The 25,058-nt window shown below is 67.5% G+C and carries 25 protein-coding genes and 1 tRNA gene; 14 read left to right on the plus strand and 12 right to left on the minus strand.

Annotated features, from left to right (window positions below):
* Nucleotides 1–76: 76 nt before the first annotated feature.
* Both AC3WLC_RS08935 and AC3WLC_RS08940 read right to left on the minus strand, forming a co-directional pair.
* Nucleotides 77–595 carry a disulfide bond formation protein B gene (locus AC3WLC_RS08935; RefSeq protein ID WP_493683571.1) on the minus strand — a complete coding sequence of 173 codons (519 nt, stop codon included), beginning with the start codon at nt 593–595 and terminating at the stop codon, nt 77–79.
* Nucleotides 596–603: 8 nt separating this feature from the next.
* Nucleotides 604–1,215, minus strand: a complete 612-nt coding sequence (locus AC3WLC_RS08940; RefSeq protein WP_493683572.1) for a YqaA family protein — start codon at nt 1,213–1,215, stop codon at nt 604–606.
* 118 nt (nt 1,216–1,333) lie between these two features.
* On the opposite strand from AC3WLC_RS08940, the gene AC3WLC_RS08945 reads away from it, so the two are divergent.
* From AC3WLC_RS08945 to AC3WLC_RS08955, 3 genes are all read left to right on the plus strand, one after another.
* Nucleotides 1,334–1,418: transfer RNA gene (locus AC3WLC_RS08945), tRNA-Leu, on the plus strand.
* Nucleotides 1,419–1,537: 119 nt separating this feature from the next.
* The gene (locus tag AC3WLC_RS08950; protein WP_493683573.1) at nt 1,538–2,029 is read left to right on the plus strand and encodes a DUF3617 domain-containing protein; all 492 of its coding nucleotides are present in this window, start codon (nt 1,538–1,540) and stop codon (nt 2,027–2,029) included.
* 153 nt (nt 2,030–2,182) lie between these two features.
* Nucleotides 2,183–2,569 carry a DoxX family membrane protein gene (locus AC3WLC_RS08955; RefSeq protein ID WP_493683574.1) on the plus strand — a complete coding sequence of 129 codons (387 nt, stop codon included), beginning with the start codon at nt 2,183–2,185 and terminating at the stop codon, nt 2,567–2,569.
* Between the two features lie 5 nt (nt 2,570–2,574).
* Here AC3WLC_RS08955 and AC3WLC_RS08960 read toward each other — a convergent pair whose 3' ends face one another.
* From AC3WLC_RS08960 to AC3WLC_RS08970, 3 genes are read right to left on the minus strand one after another with little or no spacing between them, the layout of a single operon-like run.
* Nucleotides 2,575–3,030, minus strand: a complete 456-nt coding sequence (locus AC3WLC_RS08960) for an RbsD/FucU family protein (RefSeq protein WP_493683575.1) — start codon at nt 3,028–3,030, stop codon at nt 2,575–2,577.
* A gap of 1 nt (nt 3,031) precedes the next feature.
* Nucleotides 3,032–3,871, minus strand: a complete 840-nt coding sequence (locus AC3WLC_RS08965) for an amidohydrolase family protein (RefSeq protein ID WP_493683576.1) — start codon at nt 3,869–3,871, stop codon at nt 3,032–3,034.
* 4 nt (nt 3,872–3,875) lie between these two features.
* The gene (locus AC3WLC_RS08970) at nt 3,876–4,898 is read right to left on the minus strand and encodes an aldo/keto reductase (protein ID WP_493683577.1); all 1,023 of its coding nucleotides are present in this window, start codon (nt 4,896–4,898) and stop codon (nt 3,876–3,878) included.
* A 197-nt stretch (nt 4,899–5,095) separates the two neighbouring features.
* Here AC3WLC_RS08970 and AC3WLC_RS08975 point away from each other — a divergent pair, with 197 nt between their 5' ends.
* From AC3WLC_RS08975 to AC3WLC_RS09010, 8 genes are all read left to right on the plus strand, one after another.
* Entirely contained in the window at nt 5,096–6,445 is a 1,350-nt protein-coding gene (locus tag AC3WLC_RS08975; protein ID WP_493683578.1) for an ABC transporter substrate-binding protein, read from the plus strand.
* Nucleotides 6,446–6,552: 107 nt separating this feature from the next.
* Nucleotides 6,553–7,482 (plus strand): carbohydrate ABC transporter permease, encoded by a 930-nt coding sequence (locus AC3WLC_RS08980; protein WP_493683579.1) that lies wholly within the window; start codon nt 6,553–6,555, stop codon nt 7,480–7,482.
* Entirely contained in the window at nt 7,482–8,300 is an 819-nt protein-coding gene (locus AC3WLC_RS08985) for a carbohydrate ABC transporter permease (protein ID WP_493683580.1), read from the plus strand. The genes AC3WLC_RS08980 and AC3WLC_RS08985 overlap by 1 nt, the downstream gene beginning before the upstream one ends.
* A gap of 51 nt (nt 8,301–8,351) precedes the next feature.
* Nucleotides 8,352–9,248 carry a dihydrodipicolinate synthase family protein gene (locus AC3WLC_RS08990; RefSeq protein ID WP_493683581.1) on the plus strand — a complete coding sequence of 299 codons (897 nt, stop codon included), beginning with the start codon at nt 8,352–8,354 and terminating at the stop codon, nt 9,246–9,248.
* Between the two features lie 10 nt (nt 9,249–9,258).
* Entirely contained in the window at nt 9,259–9,933 is a 675-nt protein-coding gene (locus AC3WLC_RS08995; RefSeq protein ID WP_493683582.1) for a GntR family transcriptional regulator, read from the plus strand.
* Nucleotides 9,934–10,011: 78 nt separating this feature from the next.
* The gene (locus AC3WLC_RS09000) at nt 10,012–11,004 is read left to right on the plus strand and encodes a sialic acid TRAP transporter substrate-binding protein SiaP (protein ID WP_493683583.1); all 993 of its coding nucleotides are present in this window, start codon (nt 10,012–10,014) and stop codon (nt 11,002–11,004) included.
* Nucleotides 11,005–11,203: 199 nt separating this feature from the next.
* On the plus strand, nt 11,204–11,701 hold the full coding sequence (locus AC3WLC_RS09005; protein WP_493683584.1) for a TRAP transporter small permease: 498 nt from the start codon (nt 11,204–11,206) through the stop codon (nt 11,699–11,701).
* Nucleotides 11,698–12,984: a TRAP transporter large permease gene (locus AC3WLC_RS09010; RefSeq protein WP_493683585.1), complete on the plus strand. Its 1,287-nt coding sequence runs from the start codon at nt 11,698–11,700 to the stop codon at nt 12,982–12,984. The genes AC3WLC_RS09005 and AC3WLC_RS09010 overlap by 4 nt, the downstream gene beginning before the upstream one ends.
* A gap of 7 nt (nt 12,985–12,991) precedes the next feature.
* Here AC3WLC_RS09010 and AC3WLC_RS09015 read toward each other — a convergent pair whose 3' ends face one another.
* From AC3WLC_RS09015 to AC3WLC_RS09045, 7 genes are read right to left on the minus strand one after another with little or no spacing between them, the layout of a single operon-like run.
* Nucleotides 12,992–14,017, minus strand: a complete 1,026-nt coding sequence (locus AC3WLC_RS09015; protein ID WP_493683586.1) for an SIS domain-containing protein — start codon at nt 14,015–14,017, stop codon at nt 12,992–12,994.
* Nucleotides 14,010–14,969 (minus strand): carbohydrate kinase family protein, encoded by a 960-nt coding sequence (locus AC3WLC_RS09020; protein WP_493683587.1) that lies wholly within the window; start codon nt 14,967–14,969, stop codon nt 14,010–14,012. The genes AC3WLC_RS09015 and AC3WLC_RS09020 overlap by 8 nt, the downstream gene beginning before the upstream one ends.
* On the minus strand, nt 14,966–16,021 hold the full coding sequence (locus tag AC3WLC_RS09025; RefSeq protein WP_493683588.1) for an ABC transporter ATP-binding protein: 1,056 nt from the start codon (nt 16,019–16,021) through the stop codon (nt 14,966–14,968). Before AC3WLC_RS09025 ends, AC3WLC_RS09020 begins: the two co-directional genes overlap by 4 nt.
* Nucleotides 16,021–17,538, minus strand: a complete 1,518-nt coding sequence (gene argH / locus AC3WLC_RS09030; RefSeq protein ID WP_493683589.1) for an argininosuccinate lyase — start codon at nt 17,536–17,538, stop codon at nt 16,021–16,023. The genes AC3WLC_RS09025 and argH overlap by 1 nt, the downstream gene beginning before the upstream one ends.
* A 5-nt stretch (nt 17,539–17,543) precedes the next feature.
* Nucleotides 17,544–18,386 carry a carbohydrate ABC transporter permease gene (locus tag AC3WLC_RS09035; RefSeq protein ID WP_493683590.1) on the minus strand — a complete coding sequence of 281 codons (843 nt, stop codon included), beginning with the start codon at nt 18,384–18,386 and terminating at the stop codon, nt 17,544–17,546.
* Nucleotides 18,386–19,321: a carbohydrate ABC transporter permease gene (locus tag AC3WLC_RS09040; protein ID WP_493683591.1), complete on the minus strand. Its 936-nt coding sequence runs from the start codon at nt 19,319–19,321 to the stop codon at nt 18,386–18,388. The genes AC3WLC_RS09035 and AC3WLC_RS09040 overlap by 1 nt, the downstream gene beginning before the upstream one ends.
* Nucleotides 19,322–19,358: 37 nt before the next feature.
* Nucleotides 19,359–20,618, minus strand: coding sequence for a sugar ABC transporter substrate-binding protein (locus AC3WLC_RS09045; RefSeq protein WP_493683592.1), 1,260 nt, complete (start codon nt 20,616–20,618; stop codon nt 19,359–19,361).
* A 278-nt stretch (nt 20,619–20,896) separates the two neighbouring features.
* Here AC3WLC_RS09045 and AC3WLC_RS09050 point away from each other — a divergent pair, with 278 nt between their 5' ends.
* The 3 genes from AC3WLC_RS09050 (at nt 20,897) to AC3WLC_RS09060 (ending at nt 25,011) form a co-directional block, all read left to right on the plus strand.
* Entirely contained in the window at nt 20,897–22,156 is a 1,260-nt protein-coding gene (locus AC3WLC_RS09050; RefSeq protein ID WP_493683593.1) for an ROK family transcriptional regulator, read from the plus strand.
* Nucleotides 22,157–22,473: 317 nt separating this feature from the next.
* Nucleotides 22,474–23,310 carry an endonuclease/exonuclease/phosphatase family protein gene (locus AC3WLC_RS09055; RefSeq protein ID WP_493683594.1) on the plus strand — a complete coding sequence of 279 codons (837 nt, stop codon included), beginning with the start codon at nt 22,474–22,476 and terminating at the stop codon, nt 23,308–23,310.
* A 99-nt stretch (nt 23,311–23,409) separates the two neighbouring features.
* The gene (locus AC3WLC_RS09060) at nt 23,410–25,011 is read left to right on the plus strand and encodes a gamma-glutamyltransferase (RefSeq protein WP_493683595.1); all 1,602 of its coding nucleotides are present in this window, start codon (nt 23,410–23,412) and stop codon (nt 25,009–25,011) included.
* Nucleotides 25,012–25,058 lie beyond the last annotated feature (47 nt).

The raw sequence follows: 25,058 nt of genomic DNA on the forward strand, positions 1-25,058 counted from the left end.
GATCGGACGGCCGGCGCCGCCGGCGGATCGCCGTTCCGGACCCGATCGAGATTGCTGTGGAGCGTCAGCCCTGCGGCTACGCTGGGCGCTGCGAGGCGTTCCGCAGCCCGAGCAAGGCGATGGCCAGCAGCCCGAGCGAGGCGAGCGCATTCCAGCCAGCGAGGGAGAGGCCGAGGAAGCGCCAGGCGGCTTCCGTGCAGGAGACGATGCGGGTCGTCTGCAATTGCTTCATCAGGTCCTGGACCCCGGCCGCGGCCGGGGCCGGCGTGCCGCCGCAGTCGTTCGGGCCGGCGAAGATCCCCCACTCCACACCGGAATGATAGACGCCGAGCCCGGTGCTCCAGGCCATCAGCAAGGCGAGGACGATGAGCGCCGCGATCTGCAGCCGGCGCGAGCGGGCGAGGAGCAGCGCCAGCGTCGTCAGGCCGATCGCGGCGTAGTGCGGGGCCCGCTGCTCGAGGCAGAGCTTGCAGGGTCGCAGATGCAGGACCAGCTCGAAGAACCAGGCGCCGCCGATCAAGGCGAGGCTGACGAGCCCGATCAAGGCGATCAGGCGGCGGGGATCGGCGAGGAGGCGCGAGGCAAGGCCGGTCATGGCGGTACTCAGCAGGAGAGGAGCTGTCCTGAGCCTGTCAGCAGCTTGAGGCCGAAATAGAGCAGGATCAGCAGGGCCGCGCCGCCGAGCGCGATCAGCTTCAGCCGCTTCTCGATGAAGTGCCGGATCGTCTCGCCATAGCGGCGCAGCAGGAAGGCGAGGGCGAAGAAGCGGGCGCCGCGGGCGAGCACGCAGGACAGAACGAAGAAGCCGAGACCGATGTGGACGGCACCGGCCAGGATCGTCACCACCTTGATCGGCGGCAGATGCGCTAGGCCCGAGGTGGTCAAAAGCAGCAGCGTCGTGTCGGGGCCGGCGCAGGCGCGCAATTGCTCGAAGGCATCGAGCTTGCCGTAGAAGGCAAGCACCGGCCGCGCCAGCGCGTCGAAGGCATAGTAGCCGAGCGCGTAGCCGGCGATGCCGCCGAGCGTCGAGAACACCGTCGCGATCAAGGCGAGGCGATAAGCCCGTTCAGGCTTGGCCAGCGCCATCGGCACGAACAGCACGTCGGCCGGGATCAGGAAGAAGGAGCTCTCGATGAAGGCGACGACGGCGAGCCAGACCTGCGCACTGCGGCGGGCGGCAAGCGAGAGCGTCCAGAGATAGAGGCGTTCGAACATCGCCGCCCCTTAGCGGGCGCCGAGCCTTCCGTCCATGGCTGCGACGCCGCGGGAAAAGCCGTTCACGCGAGATTGACCGGCTCTTGCCGATCGCTATAGTCCGCCGCGCCTGAAAAGGGCCCCTGTGGCGGAATTGGTAGACGCGCTCGACTCAAAATCGAGTTCCGCAAGGAGTGCTGGTTCGATCCCGGCCAGGGGCACCATTCTTCACGGCATCCTGCCGTCCGCCCGAGGTGCCGGGCCCTCGCCCTAAAATCGCCGCTCGCCCCCGCTCTGTCTTGCCCCCGAATCGATCCTTACGGGCAGCCGAGGAGACTTGAGCATGAGGGCAGTCGCCATCGCCGTTGCAACCAGCGTTCTCGGGGCCGTTCCGGCCTTCGCCGACGAGCTTCCGCAGCGCAAGCCGGGACTCTGGGAGACCAAGTCGAGCGGCGCCGAGGGCGAGACCAGCGCCAAGCAATGCGTCGGGCCCGGGACCGATCGCGCCATGCTCGGCGGCATGTCCGGCGCCGCCTGCTCGAAGGTCGAGGTCAAGAAGACCGCGACCGGCTACGCGGTTGCGACCGAGTGCGCAATCGGCCAGATCAAGGCGGTCGGCAGCAGTACCGTCACCGGTGACTTCCAGGCGACCGTGCGTACCGAAGGCACCACCACGCTCACCGGCATGCCTGGGCAGGCCGGCCCGGTCGAGCGCAAGCTCGTGGTCGAGGCCAAGCGTGTGGGCGATTGCGGACCGGGCCAGAAGCCTGGCGACATCATCATGCCCGATGGGAGGGTGATCTCGATGCCGGGAGCGGCCGGCGCGAAGCCCTAGCTCCGGTTTCGTCGGAAGCGCGTAGCTCGCAGCCGCCGTCGATAAAAAATTCGGCCGGCATGTCACAAATGGTCGAGCCGATTCGTCCTGGTGAAGAGCGCTGCAGCGGCCATGCCGTCCTGTGAGGCGCGTTTCACAGGACGGGGACGGATCATGGCAACGGACATCTTTCTGGTTGGCGCGGAGAGCGCTGCCGTTGCAGGGCGGTTGTTCCTGGGCGGGGCCTTCGCCTTCGCCGGCCTGCGCAACATCATCAACAGGGGCCTGCTGGCGAGCCTGATCGGCGCTCGTGGCCTGCCGTGGCCGGCTGTAACCTTATGGGCCGGCATCGCCTTGCAGATCGTTGCCGGCCTGATGGTCATCTGCGGCATCCAGGTCTCGCTGGCGGCGCTGATGCTGCTCGCCTTCCTCGTGGCGGCGACGCCGATGTTCAACAATTTCTGGGATCATCAGGGGCTGGACCGGGCCAACCGCATCAACGGCTTCGTCGCCAATATCGCGATCGCCGGCGGCATTCTCGGCTTGATCGGTCAGGGCTGAACCGCTCAGCCGGGCTCGCCGGCGATCACGCCCTTGCGGAACAGGAAGCAGCCATAAGGGCGGGGATCGCCGACCTGCACCACGGCGAAGGCCTGTTTCGCCGCCTCGTAGAAGGCGAAGCGCTCGATGCCGGCGAGCGGCTCCGGACGGCCGAGCGCCCGATCGAGTTCGGCCTGCACCTGTGCCTGCACCTCGGGTATCGCAGCGGCATCGCCGACCACCAGCATGCGCCTTGCCGGCTGCGGCTCGAAATCGTCGATCGGCAGCACCGAGAGGATGGCACGCGCCGCTCGCGCCATGGAGAGGCCCGGCAGGCGCACCAGCCGGCCGCTGGTGGTGGCGCGGGCGATCTTTTCGGCCGGGTGGTTGGCGTCGACGAGGGCGAGATCGTCGCCATGCCCCATCGCCGCGAGCACCCAGAGCAGATCGGCGGAGAGGACCGGGTCGATATCCCTGAGCATGTCACTGACGTCCGCGTTGCGAGAGGTAGAGTTTTGCGGCATTGCCGCCGAAGACGGCAATACGCTGTGCTTCGGTAAGGTTGGCGAGGAGCGTTTCGGCAGCCTCGATCCATTGCCCATAGGAGGCGCGCAGCGTCACCACCGGCCAGTCGCTGCCGAAGATCAGCCGCTCCGGGCCGAAGGTCGCGAGCAGCTGCTCGACGACCGGCCGGAGCGTTTTCAGCGTCCAGTCCGGACCGGCCTCGGTGACGAGCCCGGAGAGCTTGCAGGTCAGGTCCGGGCGTTTCGCCAGCGCACTCATGCCGCTGCGCCAGGCGGTCAGGTCGCCGCCGACGAGATCGGGCTTGGCGCCGTGGTCGATGACGCAGGCGAGGTCCGGATGCCGCTCCAGCACGGTGAGCATCGCCGGGATATGGCGCGGCTTCAGCAGTGCATCGAAGACAAGGCCATGAGCGATCATCGCTTCGAAGGCGGGTGCCAATTCCGGGCGCGCCAGCCAGCCGTCATCGGCGATGTCCTGCACCATTGGGCGCAGGCCGACGAGCAGCGGGTTCGCGGCCAGCGCCGTAATGCGCCCCGCTACATCAGGCGCATCGAAATCGGTCCAGCCGACGACGCCGGCGACGAAAGGCGTCTTCGCGGCGATGTCGAGCAGATGGGCCGGTTCGGCCTCGGTCGGTGCCGCCTGGACCAGGATCGTGCGTTCGATTCCGTGGGCGGCGAGGAGCGGCGCGAGGTCGGCAGGGCTGAAATCGCGATGGATAGGTCCGAGCGCCGGCGTCAGCCAGCCATAATCGCCACGAGCGAGGCTCCAGAAGTGCTGATGGGCGTCAATGCGCATGGCGTCAGGCCGGAACCGGGACATCGGCACCAAGCAGACCCTCAGCTTTCAGCTCTGTCCAGAGCGCGGCCGGAACAGGCGCGGCGAGCTCGGCGACCTGATCGGCGACCTCCTCCGGCTTGACCGCGCCCATGACGAGGCTCGCCACGGCCGGATGGCCAAGCGGGAATTGCAGCGCGGCACGGCGCAGCGGCACGCCATGGCGGGCGCAGACCGCCTCGATCGCTGCGACGCGGGCGAGGATTGCGGGCGGCGCCGGCTGGTAATTGTATTTCGCGCCTGCGATCGGGCCGGTGGCGAGGATGCCGGAATTGAAGACGCCGCCGAGCATCAGGCCGATGCCCTTCTGCTGCGCCAGCGGCATGAAGGAGGCGAGCCCGGGCTGTTCCAGCAGGGAATAGCGCCCGGCCAGCAGCATCGTGTCGAAATCGCCGGCGCGGGCGAAGCGCTCGCACATCTCGGCTTCGTTGACGCCGACGCCGATGGCCTTGACCGCGCCGGCGGCGCGCAATTTGTCGAGGGCGCGATAGGCGCCGCCCATCGCCTCAGCAAACCGGGTCTCGATCGCGTTCTGCCCATGGGTCCAGACATCGACGTCATGGATCAGCACGACATCGATCCGGTCGACGCCGAGGCGCAGCGCTGACTGTTCCAGCGAGCGCATCGTACCGTCATAGGAATAGTCGAAGCGCATTCCGTGCGGAAGGCCGCCGCGATAGCCGGAGCCGTTGCCGCGGCCGGCGAAGGGCTCGGCGACGCGGCCGACCTTGGTCGAGATCACCACGTCCTTGCGCCCCGAGCGCCGCAGCGCCGCGCCGATCCGGTGCTCGGAGAGGCCGTGCCCGTAAAGCGGTGAGGTGTCGACCAGGTTGATGCCGGCGGCGAGCGCCGTCTCGACCGTGGCGACCGCGCTGGCTTCGTCGATATGGGCATAGAGATCACCGAGCGGCGCGCCGCCGAAACCGAGCGTCGTGACCTTCAGGCCGGAGCGGCCGAGAGGGCGAGCGGGAAGCGTAGAAGTCGTCATCGGAACCCGGGTGCTCGGTCATGTTGCATCACTATGTGCACGTCAACATGTTAGCTTGCAACCGCCTTCGTTCCGGACTAGCGTGCGCACCATTCCGGCGGTTGCGGGCCATGCTGAGCCCGCCTGCCGGAACAGGATCAAGACGGCCCGCCAAGACGGCCTGCAACGGCCGCATATCTGTCCAGGGGAGGACATCCATGACCGAGATTCTGAAGCCGACGCGGCGTGGCCTGCTGCGCGGCGCCGCCGCGCTCGGCGCGACCGGCGCCATCGCCTCGCCTCTGGTGCTGCGCGAGGCGCACGCCCAGGCCGCTTTCAACTGGAAGCGCTTCTCCGGCCAGTCGATCGACGTGCTGCTGGTCAAGAACCCGCGCTCCGACCTGTTCCAGGCCGCCGAGAAGGAGTTCACCGAGCTCACCGGCATCAAGGTCTCCTCCGAGCAGGTGCCGGAGCAGCAGCAGCGCCAGAAGGCGGTGATCGAGTTCGCCTCCGGCAAGCCGAGCTTCGACGTCAGCGCGATCTCGCTGCATGTGCAAAAGCGCATGGCGGCCAAGGGCAAATGGTTCGCCGACCTCGCGCCGATGATCAAGGACGCGTCGCTGACCTCGCCTGACTTCAACTTCGAGGATTTCGGTGCCGGCGCCGTCGCCTATGCCCGCCAGGCCGACGGGGCGCTCGATACGCTGCCCTATTTCGTCGACTACTGGATGGTCTACTACAACAAGGAGCTCTTCGACGCGAAGGGCGTCGCCTACCCGAAGAGCATGGACGAGATGGCGGTCGCCGCTGCCAAGCTGCACGACCCGGCCAAGGGCGTCGCCGGCTTCGTCTCGCGCGGCCTGAAGAACGCCAACGTCCCGGTCTGGGCCTGCCTGCTGCTCGGCCAGGGCGTCGAGACCACCTCGGCTGACGGCAAGCTCCTGACCGATACGCCAGAGGCGATCTGGGCCGGCGAGCTCTACAAGAAGCTCAACAAGGACACTGGCCCGGTCGGCTCGGTCGGCTTCAACTGGAACGAATGCCAGACCACCTTCATGCAGGGCCGCGCCGCGATGTGGCTCGACGGCATCGGCTTCGCCACCCCGCTGGAAGACCCCAGCAAGTCGCGCATCGTCGGCAAGGTCGGCTACGGCGTCACCCCGCCCGGGCCGAAGGCGCACCATGCCGGCATGTTCGGCGACGGCATCGGCATCTCGCGCGGCTCCGCCAAGAAGGAGGCGGCCTGGCTCTACATCCAGTTCATCACCAACAAGGCTCAGCAGCTCGCCATGCTGAAGGCCGGCGCCGGCGCTCCGGCCCGTTCCTCGGCTTATAGCGACACGGCGACGATCGAGGCCTCGAAATTCGGCAAGCAGTATTTCGAGTGCCTGCTGAACTCGGCCAAGATCGCCCGCGCCGCGCTGCCGCAGATCGTCCCGGTCACCGAGTTCCGCGACGTCTTCGGCGTTGGCCTGACCAACATGATCGGTGGCGCCGATGTCGCGACCGAGCTGAAGAAGGCGACGGAGGCCTTCGCGCCGGTCCTGGTCAAGAGCGAACAGGGCTAAAGGTCAGTCCTTACGCGTCATGGCCGGGCCTGACCCGGCCATCTCGCGACCAGAGGGCATTTCCCAAGAGATGCTCGGGTCAAGCCCGAGCATGACGGTTCCAACACATGACCAGCACCACCCTGCCAGCCAGTAGCCTTACGAGCGCGGCGCAAGCTCCTGCGGCGGACTCGCGGGATTTCACGCCACGCTACTGGCTGTTCTCTTTGCCGGCGGTGCTGATCATCGCCAGCGTGATCGTCTTCCCCTGGCTGTTCACGCTCTACATGTCCACGCAGGACTGGAAGATCGGCGGCGGGCCGGAATTTGTCGGCCTGCAGAACTTCGCCGAGCTCCTGCGCGACCCGCGCTTCATCGAGTCGATGGGGCACACCTTCTATTACACGGTGCTCGCGGTCGTGCTGCCGATCCTGTTCGGCACGGCCGCAGCGCTGGTCTTCCATCGCGAATTCCCGTTCCGCGGACTGCTGCGCACCATCTTCGTCATGCCGATGATGGCGACGCCGGTCGCGGTCGCGCTGGTCTGGACGATGATGTTCCATCCCCAGCTCGGCGTGCTGAACTACCTGCTCTCGCTGGTCGGGATCGGCCCGCAGGCCTGGGTCTATTCGCCCAACACGGTGATCCCGACGCTGATCCTGGTCGAGGTCTGGCACTGGACGCCGCTGGTCATGCTGATCGTGCTCGGCGGTTTGGCCGGACTGCCGCGAGAACCCTATGAATCCGCGCTGATCGACGGCGCCAATGCCTGGCACATGTTCCGCCACATCACGCTGCCGCTGGTCTGGCCCTTCATCATGGTCGCGATCGTGATCCGCACCATCGACGCGCTGAAGGCCTTCGACACGATCTTCGTGATCACCCAGGGCGGGCCGGGGACGGCGTCGGAGACGCTCAACATCTTCCTCTATCTGCAGGCCTTCCAGTTCTACAAGATCGGCTACGCCTCCGCGGTCGTGGTGATCTTCTTCGTCATCATCATCATGCTGTCGCTGCTGCTGCTCTATGCGCGCCAGAAGTCGAAGTGGAACGCGTGATGAAGCGGCTCCTCTCGAAATTCGGCTTCTACGCCTCGGTCTTCGTGCTGGTCTCGCCGGCGGTGCTGGTCTTCCTCTGGATGATCTCGCTCTCGCTGAAGAACGAGCTCGACAACACCGCCTTCCCGCCGGTGTTCATCCCGAACCCGCCGACCTTCGCCAACTATCTCGACGTGTTCGAGAAGAACAATTTCGCGCTCTATCTCTGGAATTCGATCCTGGTCACGGGTGGGGCGGTGTTGGTTGGCCTCGCCGTCGGCGTGCCCGCTGGCTACGGCATCGCCCGCGGCAAGGCGCATAAATTCGCGATCCTGATCCTGGTTGCCCGGATGACGCCGGCGCTGTCCTACCTGATCCCGCTCTTCCTGCTCTTTCAGATCACCGGCCTCGTCGGCACGGTGACGGCGCTGGTGATCACCCATCTCGTCATCACCATCCCGATCATCGTCTGGATCATGATCGGCTATTTCGAGAACGTGCCGATGGAGCTTGAGGACGCCGCCCGCATCGACGGCGCCACGACCTGGCAGGCCTTCCGCCATGTCGCGCTGCCGCTGGCCCGGCCCGGCATCGTCGTCGGCGGCATCCTCGCCTTCATCTTCTCCTGGAACAACTTCATCTTCTCGGTCGTGCTCGGCGGCAAGGCCAGCCGCACGCTGCCCTCGGCCGTCTACAACTCGCTGACCTTCGAGCAGATCTCCTGGGGCCCGCTCGCGGCCGCCGCCTTGCTCGTCACGCTTCCCGTCCTGCTGCTGACCGTCCTCGCCCAGCGCGAGATCGTCGCCGGCCTGTCCGCCGGAGGGCTCAAGGATGGCTGACGTCGCCTGCCCAATCTCTCAGTCGCACATCTCACGGAAAGACGCTTTGCAATGGCTCTGAATCCCAACCGCTTCGGCCTCTCCTGCGCCATCACCACGCCGATGCGGGAAGGCGGCGCCGTCGACCTGCCGCGGCTCGTCCACCACGCCAAGCATGTGCTTAGCCATGGCTGCGATAGCGTCACGCTGTTCGGCACGACCGGCGAGGGCGCGGCGCTAGGCAGCCCGGCCCGCACCGCGATGCTCGGCGCGCTCGTCGGCGCTGGCATCGACCCGGCCAGGCAGATCTATGCCGGCGTCGCCGCTGCCTCGCTGCATGAGGCGGTCGACCAGGCGCAGACGGCGCTCAACATCGGCGCCAAGGGCCTCCTGGTCGCGCCGCCCTTCTACTTTAAGGGCGTCGGCGACGAGGGGCTCTATGCCTGGTTCTCGCAGTTCTTCGAGAAGCTCGGCGCCTCCGCCCGCAACACCATCCTCTACCACATCCCCTCGGTGACCGCGGTCGACATCTCCGTTGGGCTGGTCGAGCGGCTGAAGAAGGCGTTTCCGGGCGTGGTCACCGGCGTCAAGGATTCCTCCTGCGACTACCCGACGACCGAGGCCTTCCTGAAGGCGCATGGCGAGCTCGCCATCCTGGTCGGCGACGAGCGCCTGCTCGGCCGCGCCGTTCGCGCCGGCGCGCAGGGTTCGATCTGTGGCGCTGCGAATCTGGTGCCGCATCTGCTGCGGCCGGTCGTCTACGAAGGCGCCGAGGATGCGACGGTGAACGCGCTGGTCGACGAGATCTGCTCCTATCCGGTGCTGCCGGCGGTCAAGGCGCTGGTCGGCCATCTCCATGGCGATGCCGGCTACGGCCCGATGCGCGCGCCACTGACCGCGCTCGACGAGGGTCAGCGCAAGGCGCTGTTCGCCGCCTTCGACCGGATCACCCGCGCGAAAGCTGCCTGAGGAGGATGCGATGAGCCAGCCTGATCCGGATCGTGACGGCGAGCCGCTGAAGCTCAGGGAGCGGGCTTATGCCAGCTTCACCGAGCGGCTGCTCGCCCGCGAGATCCGGCCGGGCCAGTTCGTCACCCAGCGCGAGCTCGTCGCCATGACGGGCTTCCCGCTCGGCGCGATCCGCGAGCTGATCCCGCGGCTGGAGGCGGAGGGGCTGATCAAGACCGTGCCGCAGCGCGGCATGCAGGTCGCCCATGTCGACCTCAATTTGATCCGCAACGCCTTCCAGTTCCGCCTCTTCCTCGAGAAGGAGGCGACGGCCGCCTATACGCGCACCGCGACCGACGAGGAGATCGCCGAGCAGCGCCAGCGGCATGAGGCGATCATCGGCCGGGCCGAGGCCGGTGGCGACGAGACGCTGATCGAGGATGCCGAGAATGTCGACCGGCTGATGCACGAGATGATCATCGACCATCTCGACAACGACATCGTCAGCCAGGCCTTCCGGGTCACCTGGCTGAAGATCAGGCTGATCCGGCAATACGAGACGCGGATCCAGAACCACATCCTGATCCCGGTGATGCAGGACCATCTCAAGATCATCGCGGCGATCGAATCGCGTGATCCGGAGGCGGCCTCCGCGGAGATGAGCGCGCATATCAACAACGCCCGCACGAGGGCGATGAGCTACTGACCAGCGATCAGGCGCCGATCGGAACGAGGCGCCGGAACAGCGAGCCGGAAAACCGGCCGCTCAGGGAGGAGAACGGCAATGACCAAGCTGACGAAACGCGGTTTTCTAACAGGCTCCACCGCTGCTAGCGCGATGATCGCGATGCCGACCGTGCTGCGGGCGCAGGCGACCGTGCTGCGCTGGGGCGAGATGCTGCCGACCACCCATCCACAAGTGCAGATGGTCGACCGCATCGCCAAGGAGGTGAAGGAGAAGACCTCCGGCCGCGTCGACATCCAGTCCTTCCCGGCCGGTCAGCTCGGCTCCGGCAAGGACATGATGGAATCGGTCGCCTCGGGCGCGCTGACCATGACGACCGACGGCGCCGCCGCGCTCGGCTCCTTCCTGCCGCAGCTCTCGGTGGTCGAGGCGCCCTATCTCTGGCGCGACCCGGCCCATATGGCCAAGGTTGCCAAGGCGCCGGTCTTCGCCCAGATGAACGACGAACTCGTCAAGAAGCGCGGCATGCGCATGGCGGCGGTGACCTATTACGGCAAGCGCCATCTCACGACCGGCTCCAAGGTGGTGAAGAGCGCTGCCGACGTCGCCGGCCTCAAGCTGCGCGTGCCGCCCGTCGACACCTTCCGCGCCATGGTCGAGGCCTGGGGCGCCAAGGCGACGCCGGTCAACTTCAACGAACTCTATCTGGCGCTGAGCCAGGGCGCGGTCGATGGCCAGGAGAACCCGCTGCCGACCATCCATAGCGCCAAGCTCCAAGAGGTGCAGAAGCACCTGATCCTGACCGGCCATATCATCACGCCGCGCCTGATCATCGTGAACCAGGACTTCTGGAAAGGGCTGAAGGACGCCGACCGGACGATCCTCGAAGCGGCCATCGCCAGTGGCGTCGCCTGGCAGGATGCCGAGCTGGCGAGCCAGGAAGGCAGCCTGGTGGCGACGCTGAAGGCCGCCGGGATGAGCGTCACCGAGCCGGACCTCGAAAGCTTCAGCAAGCCGGTGCTGGCGAGCCTGCCGAAGCAGTTCGAGAGCAAATGGGGCAAGGGCACCTGGGACGCGCTCGCGGCGCTTTGACGGGTGCGTCGATGACCGCAACAGGCGCGGGTAACCCTCTTCTGGAAGGAGAGGGCAGGGTGAGGTGTAGGCGGTTCGACCAGTGCCGCGAGCCCTCACCGCGCGGTCGGGTTCAGGCCAAAGTTTCCACTCCGAACACCTCACCCCTGCCCCTCTCCTTTCAGGAGAGGGGTTCCCCGCGCCCCCGAGACGGACGCCGATGAAATCCCTCGTCGCCTTCACCGACCGCCTGGTCCACGCTGCCGCCGTCGGCCTCTTGCTGGCTCTGCTCGTCGCGGTTCTTCTCGGCGTCGCCTCGCGCCAACTCAACGCCCCGCTCGCCTGGACCGATGAGCTGGCGCAATACCTGCTGGTCTGGACCGGCTTCGTCGGCTGGATCATCGCCGCGAGGCGGCGCTCGCATATCCGCATCACCGTCTTCGCCGACCTGCTGCCGAAGCCGGCCGGGCGGCTGCTGGAGATCGTGACGCAAGCGTCGATCATCCTCTTCGCCGCGATCCTGATCCGCTATTCCTTCGGGCTGATCGAGCGGACCTGGGATGTCGAGTCGATCGCGCTGCCGGTGTCGAGCGCGGCGCTCTATGTGGTGATGCCGCTCGCCGGCGTCGCCCTCATCCTGCAGGCGCTGGCCGAGATTGGCGACGTCGTCGCCGGCCGTAAGGTCGAAACCGCCGAACCCGGGACGCAGCCGCTATGAGCACCCTGATGCTGCAGATCCTGCCGGTCTGGTTCATCGCCCTGCTGATGGGCGTGCCGCTCTTCGTCTCGATGGGGCTGGCAGCGATCGCCTTCGCCTATTTCGGCGGCTTCCCGCTCGGCATCGTCCCGCAGAAGATCGCGCAGTCGGCCAACTCCTTCCCGCTTTTGGCAGCGCCGCTCTTCATCCTGATGGGTAACATCATGAATTCGGCGGGGATCACCGACCGGATCTTCGCCTTCGCCACCGCTTGTGTCGGCTGGCTGCGCGGCGGGCTCTGCCACGCCAACATTCTCGCCAGCGTGATCTTCGCCGGCATGTCGGGCTCGGCCGTGGCCGATGCCGGCGGCGTCGGCACGCTCGAGATCAAGGCGATGCAGGACGAGGGCTACGATCCCGAGACGGCAGCGGCGATCACCGCTGCCTCCGCCACGATCGGGCCGATCATCCCGCCCTCGCTGCCGATGGTGATCTATGGCGTTTCCGCCGACGTCTCGATCGGCGGGCTCTTCCTCGCCGGCGTCATTCCCGGCCTCTTGATGGCCGGCGCGCTGATGGCGATGGTGGTCTATGTCGCGGGGAAGCGCGATCTGCCGCGCCATCCTTTCCCCGGCATGGCGCAGCTCTGGGTCGCCTACAAGGAGGCGCATTGGGCGCTGATGACACCGGTCATCCTGTTCGGCGGGATGATGGCCGGCATCTTCACGCCGACGGAGGCGGCCGCGGTCGCGACCGCCTATGCGATCGTGCTCGGCCTCTTCGTCTATCGCAGCTTCTCGCTGAACGATCTGCCGGAACTGGTGGTCCAGACGGTCGAGACCACCGGCGTCGTGCTGGCGCTGGTGATGAGCGCGGCGGCGCTCGGCTGGTGCCTGTCGATCTCGCGCATCCCGCAGACGGTCGGGCCGATGCTGGTCGATCTCGCCGGCAATCCGCTGGTCTTCCTTTTGATCGTCAACCTGCTGCTGCTCTTCGTCGGCTGCTTCATGGAGGCGCTGGCGGCGATGCTGATCCTGATCCCGATCCTGACGCCGGCGGCGGCGCAGTTCGGCATCGATCCGATCCAGTTCGGCCTGATCTTCGTGCTCAACCTGATGATCGGCACGATCACGCCGCCTGTAGGCGTGGTGCTCTTTGTCACCTCCAAGATCGCCAAGATCTCGTTCGAGGCGATGTCGCGGGCGATCGTGCCCTGGCTGCTGCCGCTATTGGCGGTGCTCGCCGCGATCACGCTCTGGCCGCCGCTGACGACCTGGCTGCCGAACCTCGTGCTCGGCAAATGAGACCGGATCAGACCGTTCGCGTCACCTTGGAGAGGTGGGGCGGGCGGTCCGGATCGAGGCCGCGACTCTGCGCGAGCGTCGCGAGCGCGCCGTAGAAGGCGCGCACCTGTGCCAGCGGCAGCAAGGCGGCCGGCAGGCCGGGCGGCAAGGGCAGGGCCTCTCCCGTTACGAGGGTGCTGCCAGCATAGCGCAGATCGGCACCAAGACCGGTGAAGGCTTTAGCCGCGGCGCTGACGCTCTCGCTGCCCTCGTCGCCCGGATCGAGCGCCAGTGCCGGAAAGCCCGGCCCGACAAGCGCGAGCGGACCATGCAGCACCTCGGCTGCGCTGAAGGCCTCGGCGTGGATGCGGCAGGTTTCCTTGAACTTGAGCGCGATCTCCTGGGCGATGCCGAAGGAAAGCCCGCGGCCGATCACATAGAGGCTGCTAGCCTCGCGCCAGGACAGGAGGGCCGGTGTCCAGTCACAGCCTCCGGCGGCGTCGAATGCCTCGGGCGCCTGCGCCAGCGCGGCGGACAAGGCCTCGTCCTGCGCCCACTCGGCTGTCAGGTGCAGGAAGGCGAGGCAGGTGGCTAGGAAGCTCTTGGTCGCGGCGACGCTCTTCTCTGCCCCCGCCTGCAGCGGCACGAGCACGTCGACCATGGCGGCGAGCGGCGAACCCTCGTCATTGACGAAGCCGACCACCAGCGCCCCGGCGCGTCTTGCGGCCTCGGTCAGCAGCAGCGCGTCGGGGCTGCGGCCGGATTGCGAGGCGGCGATGAACACGGCGCGCGAGAGATCGAGCTCGCCGCCATAGACCGAGGCGAGGCTCGGGCCGAGTGAGGCGACCGGCAGGCCGAGCGTGCGCTCGATCAGGTATTTGCCATAGGTCGCGGCATGGTCGGAGGAGCCGCGGGCGCAGGTAGCGACGAAGGCCGGTCGCTTGATCCGCAGGCGTTCGACGAGATCGGCGATGGCAGCGCCGTTCTCGCTGCGCTGGCGGCGCGCGACGGTGGCGGCCTCGGCCGCCTCACGGGTGAGCAGGGCTTCAACCATGGCGACGCAAGGGCTCTTCGAGCAGTCGGTCGGCGATGCCGGCAACCTGGCGCGGATCGAGCACCTGTCCGGCGCCGCCGACACTCTGGACCGAAAGCGTACCACAGGCGATGCCTTCGGCGAGGGCGCGTTCGGGGGAGCTCCCACGGAGCCAGGCGGCAAGGAAGCCGGCGTTGAACGCATCGCCCGCGCCGGTGGTGTCGAGCACGCCTTGGCAGGGCGCGGCGGGGAGGATGAGGCTCTCCTGCCCCTGATAGAGGCGGGCGCCGTCGCCGCCGTCCTTGATCACCACCAGCGCGAAATACCGGGCGAGCCGTCGTCCAGCCGCGTCGAGATCGTCGCAAGCCGCGATCGCGCGCGCTTCTGCTGCGTTCGGCAGGAAGATGTCGACGCCGTTGCACAGGGCGATGAGGTCGGGCGAGCGGATCAATGCATCGTCCCAGCTTGGGTCGAGCGAGACGGTGAGGCCGTGATGTTTGGCGTCGGTCACCAGATGCGGGATCTCGGCCAAGGTCGCGAACTCGGCGATGTGGAGATGGGCCGCGCGGACATCGCAGAGCGCGGCTGGGAGCGTCGCCGGGCGGGCCGTGCCGGCGCGGCGGGAGAGGAAGGCGCGCTCGCCATCCTGCACCATCGCCACGGTCAGCTGCGGTCCGGCGTCGGCGGCGTGCTCCAGGAAGGTGAGCTCGACGCCGCTACGGTCGAGCGCCGGCAGCAGCGATTGCGCAAGCGGGTCCTCGCCGAGGCGCGCGAGCAAAGCGGCGGGGCGCCCCAGCCCGACGAGGTGGGCCGCGGTGATGAAGCCGCCGCCGCCGGGAACGATCGCGAAATCGTCGGCGAAGCGCTCCTCGCCGAGGCGCGGCATCGCCTTGAGCCCGCGGAAGAGGAGGTCGCAATAGAGCCGGCCGGTGCTGAGCACGAGCCCGTCCGGCTGGGGGCGCCGAGAGGTCACAGGGCGCGCTCGCTCTTGGCGTCGAACAGGCGCAAGCCCGAGGCCGAGGCACCGAGCCGGACAGCGCTGCCGACGGCGGGCGGGTTCTTGGCCGGCGCCGAGGCGAGCAGCAAACCGCCTACGGTCTCGACATGGACGAAGGTCTCCGGCCCGAGCGGCTCGACCACCGCGACGGTGCCGGAGAGGATGAGATCGGCGCTGTCAGCCTGATCCAGCACGCGCAGTTCCTGCGGCCGGACGCCGACGAGGACGTCGGCCGGGAGCGTGGCGGGCCAGGCGAGCGGCTTCTCGCCGAGTTGCAGCGTGCCTTGACCAGCTTTCGCCGGCACGATGTTCATCGTCGGCGAGCCGATGAAGCGGGCGGTGAAGACGTCGGCGGGCTTCTCGTAGAGCTCCATTGGTGCGCCGACCTGGAGGATATGGCCGTCGCGCATCACCACGATCCGGTCGGCCAGCGTCATCGCCTCGACCTGGTCATGGGTGACGAAGACGATGGTGGTGCCCAGCCGCTGGTGCAGGCGCTTGATCTCCAGCCGCATCTGCGCGCGCAATTGCGCGTCGAGATTGGAGAGCGGCTCGTCGAACAGGAAGACGGCGGGATCGCGCACCATGGCGCGGCCGATGGCGACGCGCTGGCGCTGGCCGCCGGAGAGGGCGGACGGGCGGCGCTCCAGCAGCTTGGTCAGGCCGAGCACCTCGGCGACCTCCTCCACCCGCTTGCGCTTGGCCGCCTTGTCGAGCTGGGAGGTGTAGAGGCCGAAGGCGATATTCTCGGCGACGCTCATATGCGGGTAGATCGCATAGTTCTGGAACACCATGGCGATGTTCCGCTCTTTCGGCTCGAGCCGGTTCACCACCCGGCCGCCGATCGAAATCGTGCCGTCGTTGATCTCCTCCAGCCCGGCGATCATGCGCAAGGTCGTCGACTTGCCGCAGCCGGAGGGACCGACGAAGACGACGAACTCGCCATCCTGGATATCGAGGTCGATGCCATGAACGACCTGCGTCGGGCCATAGCGCTTGACCAGCTTCTCGATCGCGATCCCGGCCATCAGGCGGCTCCTGCAAGGGCGGTGAAGGCGGCGTCGAGCTCGCGGCGTGCCGCGTCCTCGCGCTGGGCGGTCGCGGCGGCTGCGTCCTCGGCCGCGGCGAGCTCAGCGTGATAGGCGGCGAGCGCTTCGCCGAGCGCCTTCGGACCCGGCCCGCCGAAGCGTTCGCGCAGGGCGACGAAGTTCTCCGGCGAGACGGCGGTGGCGAAATCCTCGCGACTGAGAGCGGGCTCGCGCCCGGCGGCGTGGCGGAAGGCCTCGGCGAAAGGCGCGTAGCCGTCGCGCGGCAGGTCGCCGTCACGGGCGACGACGGCGCGTGAGACGGCTGCTGCGATCTCATGCGCGGCACGGAAGGAGAGCCCCTCCTTGCGCACCAGCGTGTCGGCGAGCTCGGTGACGGTGATGCAGGAGCGGCGGATGGTCTCGGCGACGCGGCGGCTGTCGACCGACAGCGCCGGTAGCAGCGCCGCAAGCAGGTCGAGGACGCGCCCGCCGCTTTCGAAGGTCTGGTAGCCGGCTTCCTGGGTCTCGCCCTCGCTGTCGTTCATGTCGGTGAACGGCGTGTTGTGGGCGATGTCGCGGACCATGCGGGCACGGCCGACGGTCTGCGAAGCGAGATGGCGCAGGTGCTCGATCGGTACGGGATTGCGCTTCTGCGGCATGATCGAGGAGATCTGCACGAAGGCGTTGGGGACATAGATCTGGCCGACCTCGAAGGCTGTCCAGAATTGCAGGTCCTGGATCAGCCGGCCGAGATGCAGGAAGACCAGTTCGATCGCGCTGAACACGGAGGTCGTATAGTCGACCGCGGCGATGCAGCCATAGGAGTTCCGCAGCGGCGCCTTGAAGCCGAGCAGATGGGCGGTGCGGTGGCGGTCGAGCGGGAAGCCCGAGGTCGTGATCGCGGCGGCCCCGAGCGGGCTGAGGTCGAGCAATTCGCGCGCCTGCATCAAGCGCTGATGGTCGCGCAGCATCACCTCGATGGCGGCACCGAGGTAATGGCCGAGCGTCGAGGGTTGGGCTGGCTGGCCATGGGTGTAGGCGACGATGAGCGTCGCCTTCTCGCGCTCGGCTAGCGTCAGGGCGGCGGCGATGACGGCGCGCAACTGCTGGCCGAGCCGGTCGAGCCGCGGCTTCAGCGCCAGCTTGAACAAGGTGTGGTCGATGTCGTTGCGCGAGCGGCCGGTATGCAGGCGGCCATTGTCGTCAGGTTGCAAGCGCTTGCGCAGCTCGGCCTCGACTAGGAAGAAATAATCCTCGACCTCGCCGGTATAGGTCAGCGCCGCCGGATCGATCTCCCGTTCGATCGCGAGCAAAGCGCGGGCGATGCCGGACGCGGTTTCGCGCGGCAGGATTCCGGTCTCGGCCAGCATGACGAGATGGGCGCGGTCGATGGCACGGAAGCCCTCGACATGATGCGTCTTTGCCCCATCGAAGAGCGGGCGCAGCACTGTCTCCTTGTAGACCGGATTCGGAAAGACGGATGTGTCGCTGACGCGTGGGTCGGCGGGTTCGGTCATCGAACTTATCCCTTGAGCCCGGCGAGCACGACGCCGCGGACGATGTAGCGCTGCAGCAGCAGGAAGACGGTGAGCGTCGGCAGGGTCGCCAGCGCCGCGCCGGTCATGATCAGCTCCCACTGGACCTGCGCCTCCACCGCGTAACTCGTGAGGCCAACGGGCAGGGTGTAGAGCTCCTTGCTCGTGGTCACGATCAGCGGCCAGATGAAGGCCGTCCAGTTGCTGAGGAAGGTGAAGATCGCCAGCGCCGAGAGCGCCGGGGTCACCAGCGGCAAAGCGATGCGCCAGAAGATCGCGAACTCGTTGAGGCCGTCGACGCGGGCGGCTTCGAGGAAGTCGTTCGGCACCGTCTCGAAGAACTGCTTCATCAGGAAGGTGCCGAAGGCGGTCATCATCCCCGGGAACATGATGCCCCAATAGCTGTCGAGCCAGCCGAAGTTCTTGGCCATGACGTACCAGGGGATGACCAGCATCTCGGTCGGGATCATCAGCGTCGAGAGGATGGCGACGAAGATGAGGTAGCGGCCGCGGAACTGGAACTTCGCCAGGGTATAGCCGACCAGGCTGTCGAAGAAGACGTTGGAGAGCGTCACCGCCGTGGCGATGCCGAAGGAGTTGGCGAACCAGCGCAGGAAGCGGCCGTCGGACAGGACCGTGACGTAGTTCTCGAGCGTCGGATGCGCCGGGAAGAAGGCGAGATCGTAGATCTCGGAGGAATCCTTCAGCGACGTCGCGAACATGAAGGCGAGCGGCGTCACCATCAGCAGGCCGCCGCCGAAGAGCAGCAGCCAGGTCAGGATGCGGCCGGGCTCGATCCGGCCGGACATCGGGGAGGCGATGGTGCTCATCAGCGGTCCCTCAGCAGGCGCAGCTGCAGCAGCGAGATGCAGAGCAGGACGAGGAAGAGCACCACGGTCTGCGCCGCGGCATAGCCCATGTCGAAGGAGGAGAAGGCGGTCTGGTAGATCATCAGCACGAGCGGCTTGGTCGCGTTCAGCGGCCCGCCGGGATCGCTGCTCGTCTGGCTAGTCATGTTGTAGACCTGATCAAAGATCCGCAGGAACCCGATCGAGGAGAAGACGACGAGGAAGATGATCGTCGGCTTGAGCAGGGGAAGCGTGATCTTCCTGAGGATCGCGAGATCGGGGAGCCCGTCGATCCGCGCCGCCTCGTAATAGGTCGTCGGAATGGCGCGCAGGCCCGCCAGGAAGATCACGACCTGGAAGCCGAGGCCGGCCCAGATCGCCGGGGCGAGGACCGCGGGCAGCGCCTGCGTCGTCGAGCGCAGGAAGGGCTGCTGGGCGATGCCGAGCCCGGCGAGCAGGTTGTTGAACAGGCCGATCGGCACCGGCTGGTAGAACCAGCGCCAGACCCAGGCCATCGCCGCCGCCGTGGTCAGGAAGGGCAGGAAGTACAGTGCCCGGATGAAGCCGTGCATGAAGCGGACGCGGTCGAGATGATAGGCGATGACGAAGGCGAGGATCAGGCTGACCGGCGTGCCGATGACGAGATAGAGGAAGGTGTTGCCGAACACCTTCCAGAACACCGGATCGGCGAGCAGGCGCTCGAAATTGGCCAGCCCGACGAAGCTGGGCGGCGTCATCAGGTTCCACTTCGTGGTCGAGATCACGAAGGCCTCGACCGTCGGGTAGAAGCGGATCAGCCCGTAGAACAGGATCGGCACGGCCAGGAACGCCCAGGCCCAGACCACCTGCTTCTGCTGCAGGCTGAGGCCCTGCCAGAGGCGCCCGCCGGAGCGGGCGACTTCGGTGTCGGTGGTCATGCGCGTCCTGTCCTGACGTCTGCTCAGACGGTCGCCGTCACTTCTTGTAGAAGCGGTCGAGGATGGCCTGCTCGGCCTTGGCCGCCTCGGCGAGCGCCGCCTTCGGCTCCTGGTTCTGCAGCAGCACGCGATTGGCCATGTCGAGGATGACCTGGCGCTGCGGCAGCTCGTCGACGAAGACGGTCGCCTGCGAATAGTTCAGCGCCTTCAGGAACGGGCCGTAGACGGGGTGGGTGAGGTTCTTCTCGGTCTCCGCTGCCGCCTTGCGCGCCGGCAGTTCGCCGACCGTCTCCAGCCAGAGCTGCATCGCCTCGGGCGAGGTCACGAAGGCCATGAACTTCTTTGCCGCCTCGAGCTTCTCGCCCGAGGGCTTGGTGGTGATGGCGTTGACCCAGTAGCTGGCGAAGTTCGACTTGGTCCCGTCCGGGCCGGCCGGCAGCTCGGCGACGCCCCATTCGAAGTTCTTGATGCCGCCGAAGGCGCCGAGGCGGAAGGAGCCGTCGATGGTCATCGCGGCGCGGCCGGCGCGGAAGGCGGCCTGGCCCTCGTCCATGAAGCCGGCGAGGCCGACCTTGTGGGTACGCTGCAGGTCGGCATACCAGGCGAGCGACTTGGCGCCGGCCTCGCTGTCATAGGTCACGGTCTTGTTGTCGTCGGAATAGGGCTTGCCGCCCATCTGGCGCAGCAGCACCTCGCGCCACCAGTGATAGTCCTGGCCGGGCATGTCGAGCGTCACGCCGGCCTGCAGCATGTTGCCGGCGCCGTCGCGCTTGGTCGTCTTCTTGGCGGCGTCCAGGAATTCATCGAGGGTCTTCGGCGGCTTGGCCGGATCGAGACCGGCCTCCTGGAAGATCTTCTTGTTGTAGAACAGCGCCAGCGAGCGTACCGCCGTCGGCAGGGCGTAGTACTCGCCCTCGCGCTTCATCGCCGAGACGATCGGATAGAATTCCTTCTCGATCATCTCCGGCGGAAAGGCGTCGCGCGGCAGGGGGCGGATCACCTTGCCCGCGATGAAGTTGTCGACCCAGCCATAGAAGAGCTGGACCACGTCCGGGCCCTGGCCGGCGGGCGCCGCCGCGACGATCTTGGTCTGGTAGTCGGCATAGGGGAAGGTCGTGTGCTTGACCTTGATGGTCGGGTTGGCGGCCTCGAAGCGCTTGATCAGCTCGTTCATCGCCTTGATGCGGGCGTCGAACACATATTGCCAATACTCGATCTCGACTGTCTGGGCGCGGGCGCCGGCGATCGCGCCGACCGACATCGCTATGCCCAGCAAGAATCCGCGAAAGCCGCGCATGGTCTTCCTCCCCATCTGGTTGCGACGTCCGCCGCATGGCTCCCGGCCGGCCGGACATCCAGCCGTCATGATTTTCCCGCCGCTCGCCTGCTGTCAACCGATTAATTCACTTGAGTTGGATTAATGCCCGGCGCAGCTTGTGGATGTCTAGAGCCGGATCCGATCAGATTGAATCAATCTGATCGGTGAATCCGTCTCTAACTTTATGATAGAGAACGCTTTTCCGATCAGCTTGCGATGCAAGCTGATCGGAGCGTGCTCTTGGAGAGCCTGCCCCGATGCCGCATCGCAAGCCGCCAGCCGCTCACAGTGCCGCGCTCGGCACTAATCCCGAGCGAGCGCGCCGCCATAATCGGCGGGTGGTGCTGGAGACCTTGCGCCAGCATGGCCGGCTCGGCCGCTCCGACATCGCCAGCCTGACCCGGCTGACGGCGCAAGCCGTCTCGAACATCGTCGCCGAATTGCTGGAGGAAGGCTTCCTGGTCGAGCTCGGCCGGCGGCGCACGGCGCGCGGCCAGCCGCCGGTGGAGTTCGCGCTCAATGCCGATGGTGGCGTCACCGCCGGCATGGAGATTGCTGCCGACCATGTCGCCACCGTGCTGGTCGACCTCGCCGGCGAGGTCCGGGCGCAACGCGTCGCGCCGCTGCCGGATCTCGCGGTCGAGGCGGTGCAGGCGCTGGCGGCGGGCGAGCTCGCGCGGGCGCGAGCGGCGAAGGGCATGCCGGAGCGTCTGCTCGGCTGCGGCGTGGTGATGCCGGGCCCGTTCGATGTCGAGGGCACGCTCACCGTCGGCTCGACCGCGCTGCCGGGCTGGACCGGGCAGGACGTGACAGCGCTGATGAGTTCCGCGCTCGGTACGCCGGTGACGATCGAGAACGACGCCACGGCGGCGGCTGTCGGCGAGCATCTCTATGGCGTCGGCCGCAATCTCAGACACTTCTGCCTGGTCTATTTCGGGCTCGGCCTCGGTCTCGGGCTGATGCTCGGCGGCGAGCCCTATCGCGGTGCCCAGGGCAATGCCGGCGAGATCGGCCACCTTCCGGCGGTGCCGCAGGGCCTGCCTTGCGTCTGTGGCCGCGAAGGTTGCCTCGAACGCTATGTCTCGCCGCCGGCATTGCAGGAAGCGCTGCGCCTGGCCGGCGCAGGACAGGTCGATGCCGCCGGAATCGCTCGGCTTCATGCCGAGGGCCACCCTGCCGTTCTGGCCTGGATCGCGCAGGCCGGGCAGATGCTGTCGCCGGTGCTCGCCATGCTGGAGAGCTTGTTCGATCCGGAGACCATCGTGCTCGGCGGCGCCTTGCCCGACAGCGTCATCGATGCGCTGATCCTGGCGGCCGAGCCGCTGCCACTTTCGGTCGCAAGGCGTGGCGACCGCGCCATCCCGCGGGTCCAGCGTGGCACCACCGGCCAGTTCACCGCCGCGCTCGGGGCGGCGGCGCTGCCGCTGCTCGATGCGACGGCGCCGCGCCTGGTGCGCAATCCGGCGGCAGGCGATCCGGCGCAGTCTGCTGCGGCCGATTCAGTGCCAGCCACATAGCCCGGGCTGGTCGCTGCAAGGGGCCGCCATGGCGGCGATCAACAGGTCGAGACCGGTTGATCGCCATGCTGCGCCAGCCTGGTTTTTCCGCTAACGGAGAGGAGATGCGAGTCGTTCGTCCGGGGTCGATCGAACCATCGCGCCTTTCGGGGATTGATCTTGGCAAGGCTCTTGCTAACGAGTTCTCCGTGCAGCCGGATTGGCTGCACGAAGAACTCGCGAGTTCAAAAGTTGAGCATGTTCTTATCGCAAAAGTGGTGTGCACTTTTGCGGAACATGCTCTGGAGCCTGGGCGAGCGATTGGAGATGCCGGCCGGATGCTGGAGTTCGAAGGGCGCGGCCTGCGCCGGATCAGGGTGCTGCGGCCGCCGCAGATGTCGAGCTGGACGCGTGAGATCGCCGGGCAGCAGGCGCTCGCCAGCACGCCGCCGGCGACCGAGCTCAGGATCGCTTCCTACAACATCCACAAGGCCGTGGGGCGCGACCGCCGCTTCGATCCCGACCGGATCATCGAGGTGATCCGCCAGATCGATGCCGATGTCGTGGCGCTGCAGGAAGCCGACCAGCGCTTCGGCGAGCGCGCCGGCCTGCTCGACCTCAGCCGTCTCGAGCGCCGCACCGGCCTGAAGCCGGTGCCGGTGCAGAGCGCCTGGCAGGGGCATGGCTGGCACGGCAATGTCGTGCTCTTCCGCGAGGGCACGGTCACCGCAACGCGCCAGCTCGTCCTGCCCGGGGTCGAGCCGCGCGGGGCGCTGATTGCCGATCTCACCGTCTGCGGCGCGCCGATCCGGGTGGTCGCGGCGCATCTGGGCCTGCTGCGCCACTCGCGCTCCCGCCAGGTCGAGACGCTGATCAATGCCTCCAAGCCGACCGACGGGCGCCCGATCTTCCTGATGGGCGACCTGAACGAATGGCGGGTCGGCAAGAAATCCTCGCTGCACGGGCTTGCCCCCAAATTCGGCCCGCTGCAGGCGGCGATCCCGAGCTTCCCGGCGCGCTTCCCGATCTGGGCGCTCGACCGCATCGTCGCCTATCCCGCCGAGACCATTACGCAGGTCCAGTTGCACGATACCGACTTGTCGCGGCTCGCCTCCGACCATCTCCCGATCAAGGCGGTGGTGCACCTGCCGGGCGAGGAGCGCCAGGCTCACTGATCCGGCGCGGATCGCGGGGCAGGCTTGAGTCTTCCTCAAGTGACGCTCCGGCGTGCGCATGCCACGATGGCAGTCCCCATCGAGACCGGATCCTGCCCAATGACGACCGAGCCGCGCCGCGCCAAGGCCTATCGCACCCAGAACTGGAGCCTGACCAAGCCTTCGGCGCGCGGAGGCAAGGGTATCGTCGTGTCGCAGAACCATGAGGCGGCGGCAGCGGGCGTGGCGATCCTCGAAGCCGGCGGCAATGCCGCCGACGCCGCGGTCGCGACCGCTTTCGCATTGGCGGCGGTCGAACCCTGGAACAGCGGGCTCGGCGGCATCGGTTTCGGCGTCGTGCTGAAGGGCGGCGAAAGCAGGGCGCAGGTCGTCGATTTCGGCCCGGTCGCGCCGCGCCGCGCCGACCCGGCCGACTACCCGATGACGGGCGCAATGAAGCTCGACCTCTTCGCCTGGCCGGAGGTCGAGGGCGACCGCAACATTCACGGCCCGCTCTCGTTCTGCATCCCGTCGTCGGTCTCGGGATACGCGACCTTGAAGGAGCGGTTCGGAACGAGCATGCCGATTTCGGAGCTGCTCGCGCCTGCAATCGCCTTGGCCAAGCGCGGCCTCGCGCAGGACTGGTATACGACGCTGAAGATCGCCTCCTCAGCCTCCGTGCTGCGGCTCTATCAGGAAAGCGCCCGCATCTACCTGCCGGATGGCTTGCCGCCGGTGCCGCCCTATCAGGGCGTGCCGGGCTTCCGGACGCTCGGCAATCTCGGCAGCACGCTGGAGCATCTTGCCAAAGCCGGGCTCGACGATTTCTACCGCGGCGAGCTGGCGAAGCGGCTGGCCGCCGACATTGCCGCGGCCGGTGGCGTCGTCGATGCGCAGGACCTGGCGGATTGCCGCGCGACAGTGCGCGAGGCGCCGGTGATCGATTGGCGCGGCACGCACCGCATCCACACCGCCGGCGGCCTGACGGCGGCGCCGACCTTGCAGGCGGTGGTCGAGGGCATGGCAGCAAGTCCGCCGCCGGAGGGCGGGCCGGACTCGGCCTGGTTCGCCAGGCTGTCGCAGGTGATGCGCGAAGCCTATGCCAGCCGGCTCGAGGGCCTCGGCGCCGCGCAGATGGCAAAGGAGCCGGGCGAGACCTGCACCACGCATCTCACCGTCGTCGATGGCGAGGGCACCATCGTCGCGCTGACCACGACCCTGCTGTCCTCGATGGGCAGCCGCCTCGTCCTGCCCGACACCGGCGTGCTGATGAACAACGGCATGATGTGGTTTGACCCGCGCCCGGGCAGTGCCAATGCGATCGCGCCGGGAGCCCGCCCCTTGTGCAATATGTGCCCGGTCGTGGTGACACCGGCCGATGGCGGCTATCCGCGCCATGGCGCCGGCGCCTCGGGCGGGCGGCGCATCCTCGCCAGCGTCTACCAGATGCTGGCCTTCACCCTCGACAGCGGCATGAGCCTGGAGGATGCCGCGCATCAGCCGCGGATCGACGTCTCCGGTCCCGATGGGACCAGCGCCGATGCGCGCCTGCCGGACGGCACGCTCGATGCGCTGGCGGCAGCCGGACCGCTGACCGTGGTCGAGCACGGCGTGCTGCCACTCAACTTCGCCTGCCCGAACATGGTGCGAACCGGACAGGACGGGCAGGAAGGCATCAGCGACGCCGCCTCGCCCTGGTCGGCGGCGATGGCGGCGAATTGAGGTAGGCGTCATGCTCGGGCCTGACCCGAGCATCTCAGGCCGAAAGA

The sequence above is a fragment of the Allobosea sp. GW821-FHT03A12 genome (assembly GCF_058986765.1).

Excerpts from the sequence above, each read along its gene's own strand:
- AC3WLC_RS08935 (WP_493683571.1), bottom strand. The coding sequence starts at position 595 with ATGACCGGCCTTGCCTCGCGCCTCCTCGCCGATCCCCGCCGCCTGATC.
- AC3WLC_RS08940 (WP_493683572.1), bottom strand. The coding sequence starts at position 1,215 with ATGTTCGAACGCCTCTATCTCTGGACGCTCTCGCTTGCCGCCCGCCGC.
- AC3WLC_RS08950 (WP_493683573.1), top strand. The coding sequence starts at position 1,538 with ATGAGGGCAGTCGCCATCGCCGTTGCAACCAGCGTTCTCGGGGCCGTT.
- AC3WLC_RS08955 (WP_493683574.1), top strand. The coding sequence starts at position 2,183 with ATGGCAACGGACATCTTTCTGGTTGGCGCGGAGAGCGCTGCCGTTGCA.
- AC3WLC_RS08960 (WP_493683575.1), bottom strand. The coding sequence starts at position 3,030 with ATGCTCAGGGATATCGACCCGGTCCTCTCCGCCGATCTGCTCTGGGTG.
- AC3WLC_RS08965 (WP_493683576.1), bottom strand. The coding sequence starts at position 3,871 with ATGCGCATTGACGCCCATCAGCACTTCTGGAGCCTCGCTCGTGGCGAT.
- AC3WLC_RS08970 (WP_493683577.1), bottom strand. The coding sequence starts at position 4,898 with ATGACGACTTCTACGCTTCCCGCTCGCCCTCTCGGCCGCTCCGGCCTG.
- AC3WLC_RS08975 (WP_493683578.1), top strand. The coding sequence starts at position 5,096 with ATGACCGAGATTCTGAAGCCGACGCGGCGTGGCCTGCTGCGCGGCGCC.
- AC3WLC_RS08980 (WP_493683579.1), top strand. The coding sequence starts at position 6,553 with ATGACCAGCACCACCCTGCCAGCCAGTAGCCTTACGAGCGCGGCGCAA.
- AC3WLC_RS08985 (WP_493683580.1), top strand. The coding sequence starts at position 7,482 with ATGAAGCGGCTCCTCTCGAAATTCGGCTTCTACGCCTCGGTCTTCGTG.
- AC3WLC_RS08990 (WP_493683581.1), top strand. The coding sequence starts at position 8,352 with ATGGCTCTGAATCCCAACCGCTTCGGCCTCTCCTGCGCCATCACCACG.
- AC3WLC_RS08995 (WP_493683582.1), top strand. The coding sequence starts at position 9,259 with ATGAGCCAGCCTGATCCGGATCGTGACGGCGAGCCGCTGAAGCTCAGG.
- AC3WLC_RS09000 (WP_493683583.1), top strand. The coding sequence starts at position 10,012 with ATGACCAAGCTGACGAAACGCGGTTTTCTAACAGGCTCCACCGCTGCT.
- AC3WLC_RS09005 (WP_493683584.1), top strand. The coding sequence starts at position 11,204 with ATGAAATCCCTCGTCGCCTTCACCGACCGCCTGGTCCACGCTGCCGCC.
- AC3WLC_RS09010 (WP_493683585.1), top strand. The coding sequence starts at position 11,698 with ATGAGCACCCTGATGCTGCAGATCCTGCCGGTCTGGTTCATCGCCCTG.
- AC3WLC_RS09015 (WP_493683586.1), bottom strand. The coding sequence starts at position 14,017 with ATGGTTGAAGCCCTGCTCACCCGTGAGGCGGCCGAGGCCGCCACCGTC.
- AC3WLC_RS09025 (WP_493683588.1), bottom strand. The coding sequence starts at position 16,021 with ATGGCCGGGATCGCGATCGAGAAGCTGGTCAAGCGCTATGGCCCGACG.
- argH (WP_493683589.1), bottom strand. The coding sequence starts at position 17,538 with ATGACCGAACCCGCCGACCCACGCGTCAGCGACACATCCGTCTTTCCG.
- AC3WLC_RS09035 (WP_493683590.1), bottom strand. The coding sequence starts at position 18,386 with ATGAGCACCATCGCCTCCCCGATGTCCGGCCGGATCGAGCCCGGCCGC.
- AC3WLC_RS09040 (WP_493683591.1), bottom strand. The coding sequence starts at position 19,321 with ATGACCACCGACACCGAAGTCGCCCGCTCCGGCGGGCGCCTCTGGCAG.
- AC3WLC_RS09045 (WP_493683592.1), bottom strand. The coding sequence starts at position 20,618 with ATGCGCGGCTTTCGCGGATTCTTGCTGGGCATAGCGATGTCGGTCGGC.
- AC3WLC_RS09050 (WP_493683593.1), top strand. The coding sequence starts at position 20,897 with ATGCCGCATCGCAAGCCGCCAGCCGCTCACAGTGCCGCGCTCGGCACT.
- AC3WLC_RS09055 (WP_493683594.1), top strand. The coding sequence starts at position 22,474 with ATGCTGGAGTTCGAAGGGCGCGGCCTGCGCCGGATCAGGGTGCTGCGG.
- AC3WLC_RS09060 (WP_493683595.1), top strand. The coding sequence starts at position 23,410 with ATGACGACCGAGCCGCGCCGCGCCAAGGCCTATCGCACCCAGAACTGG.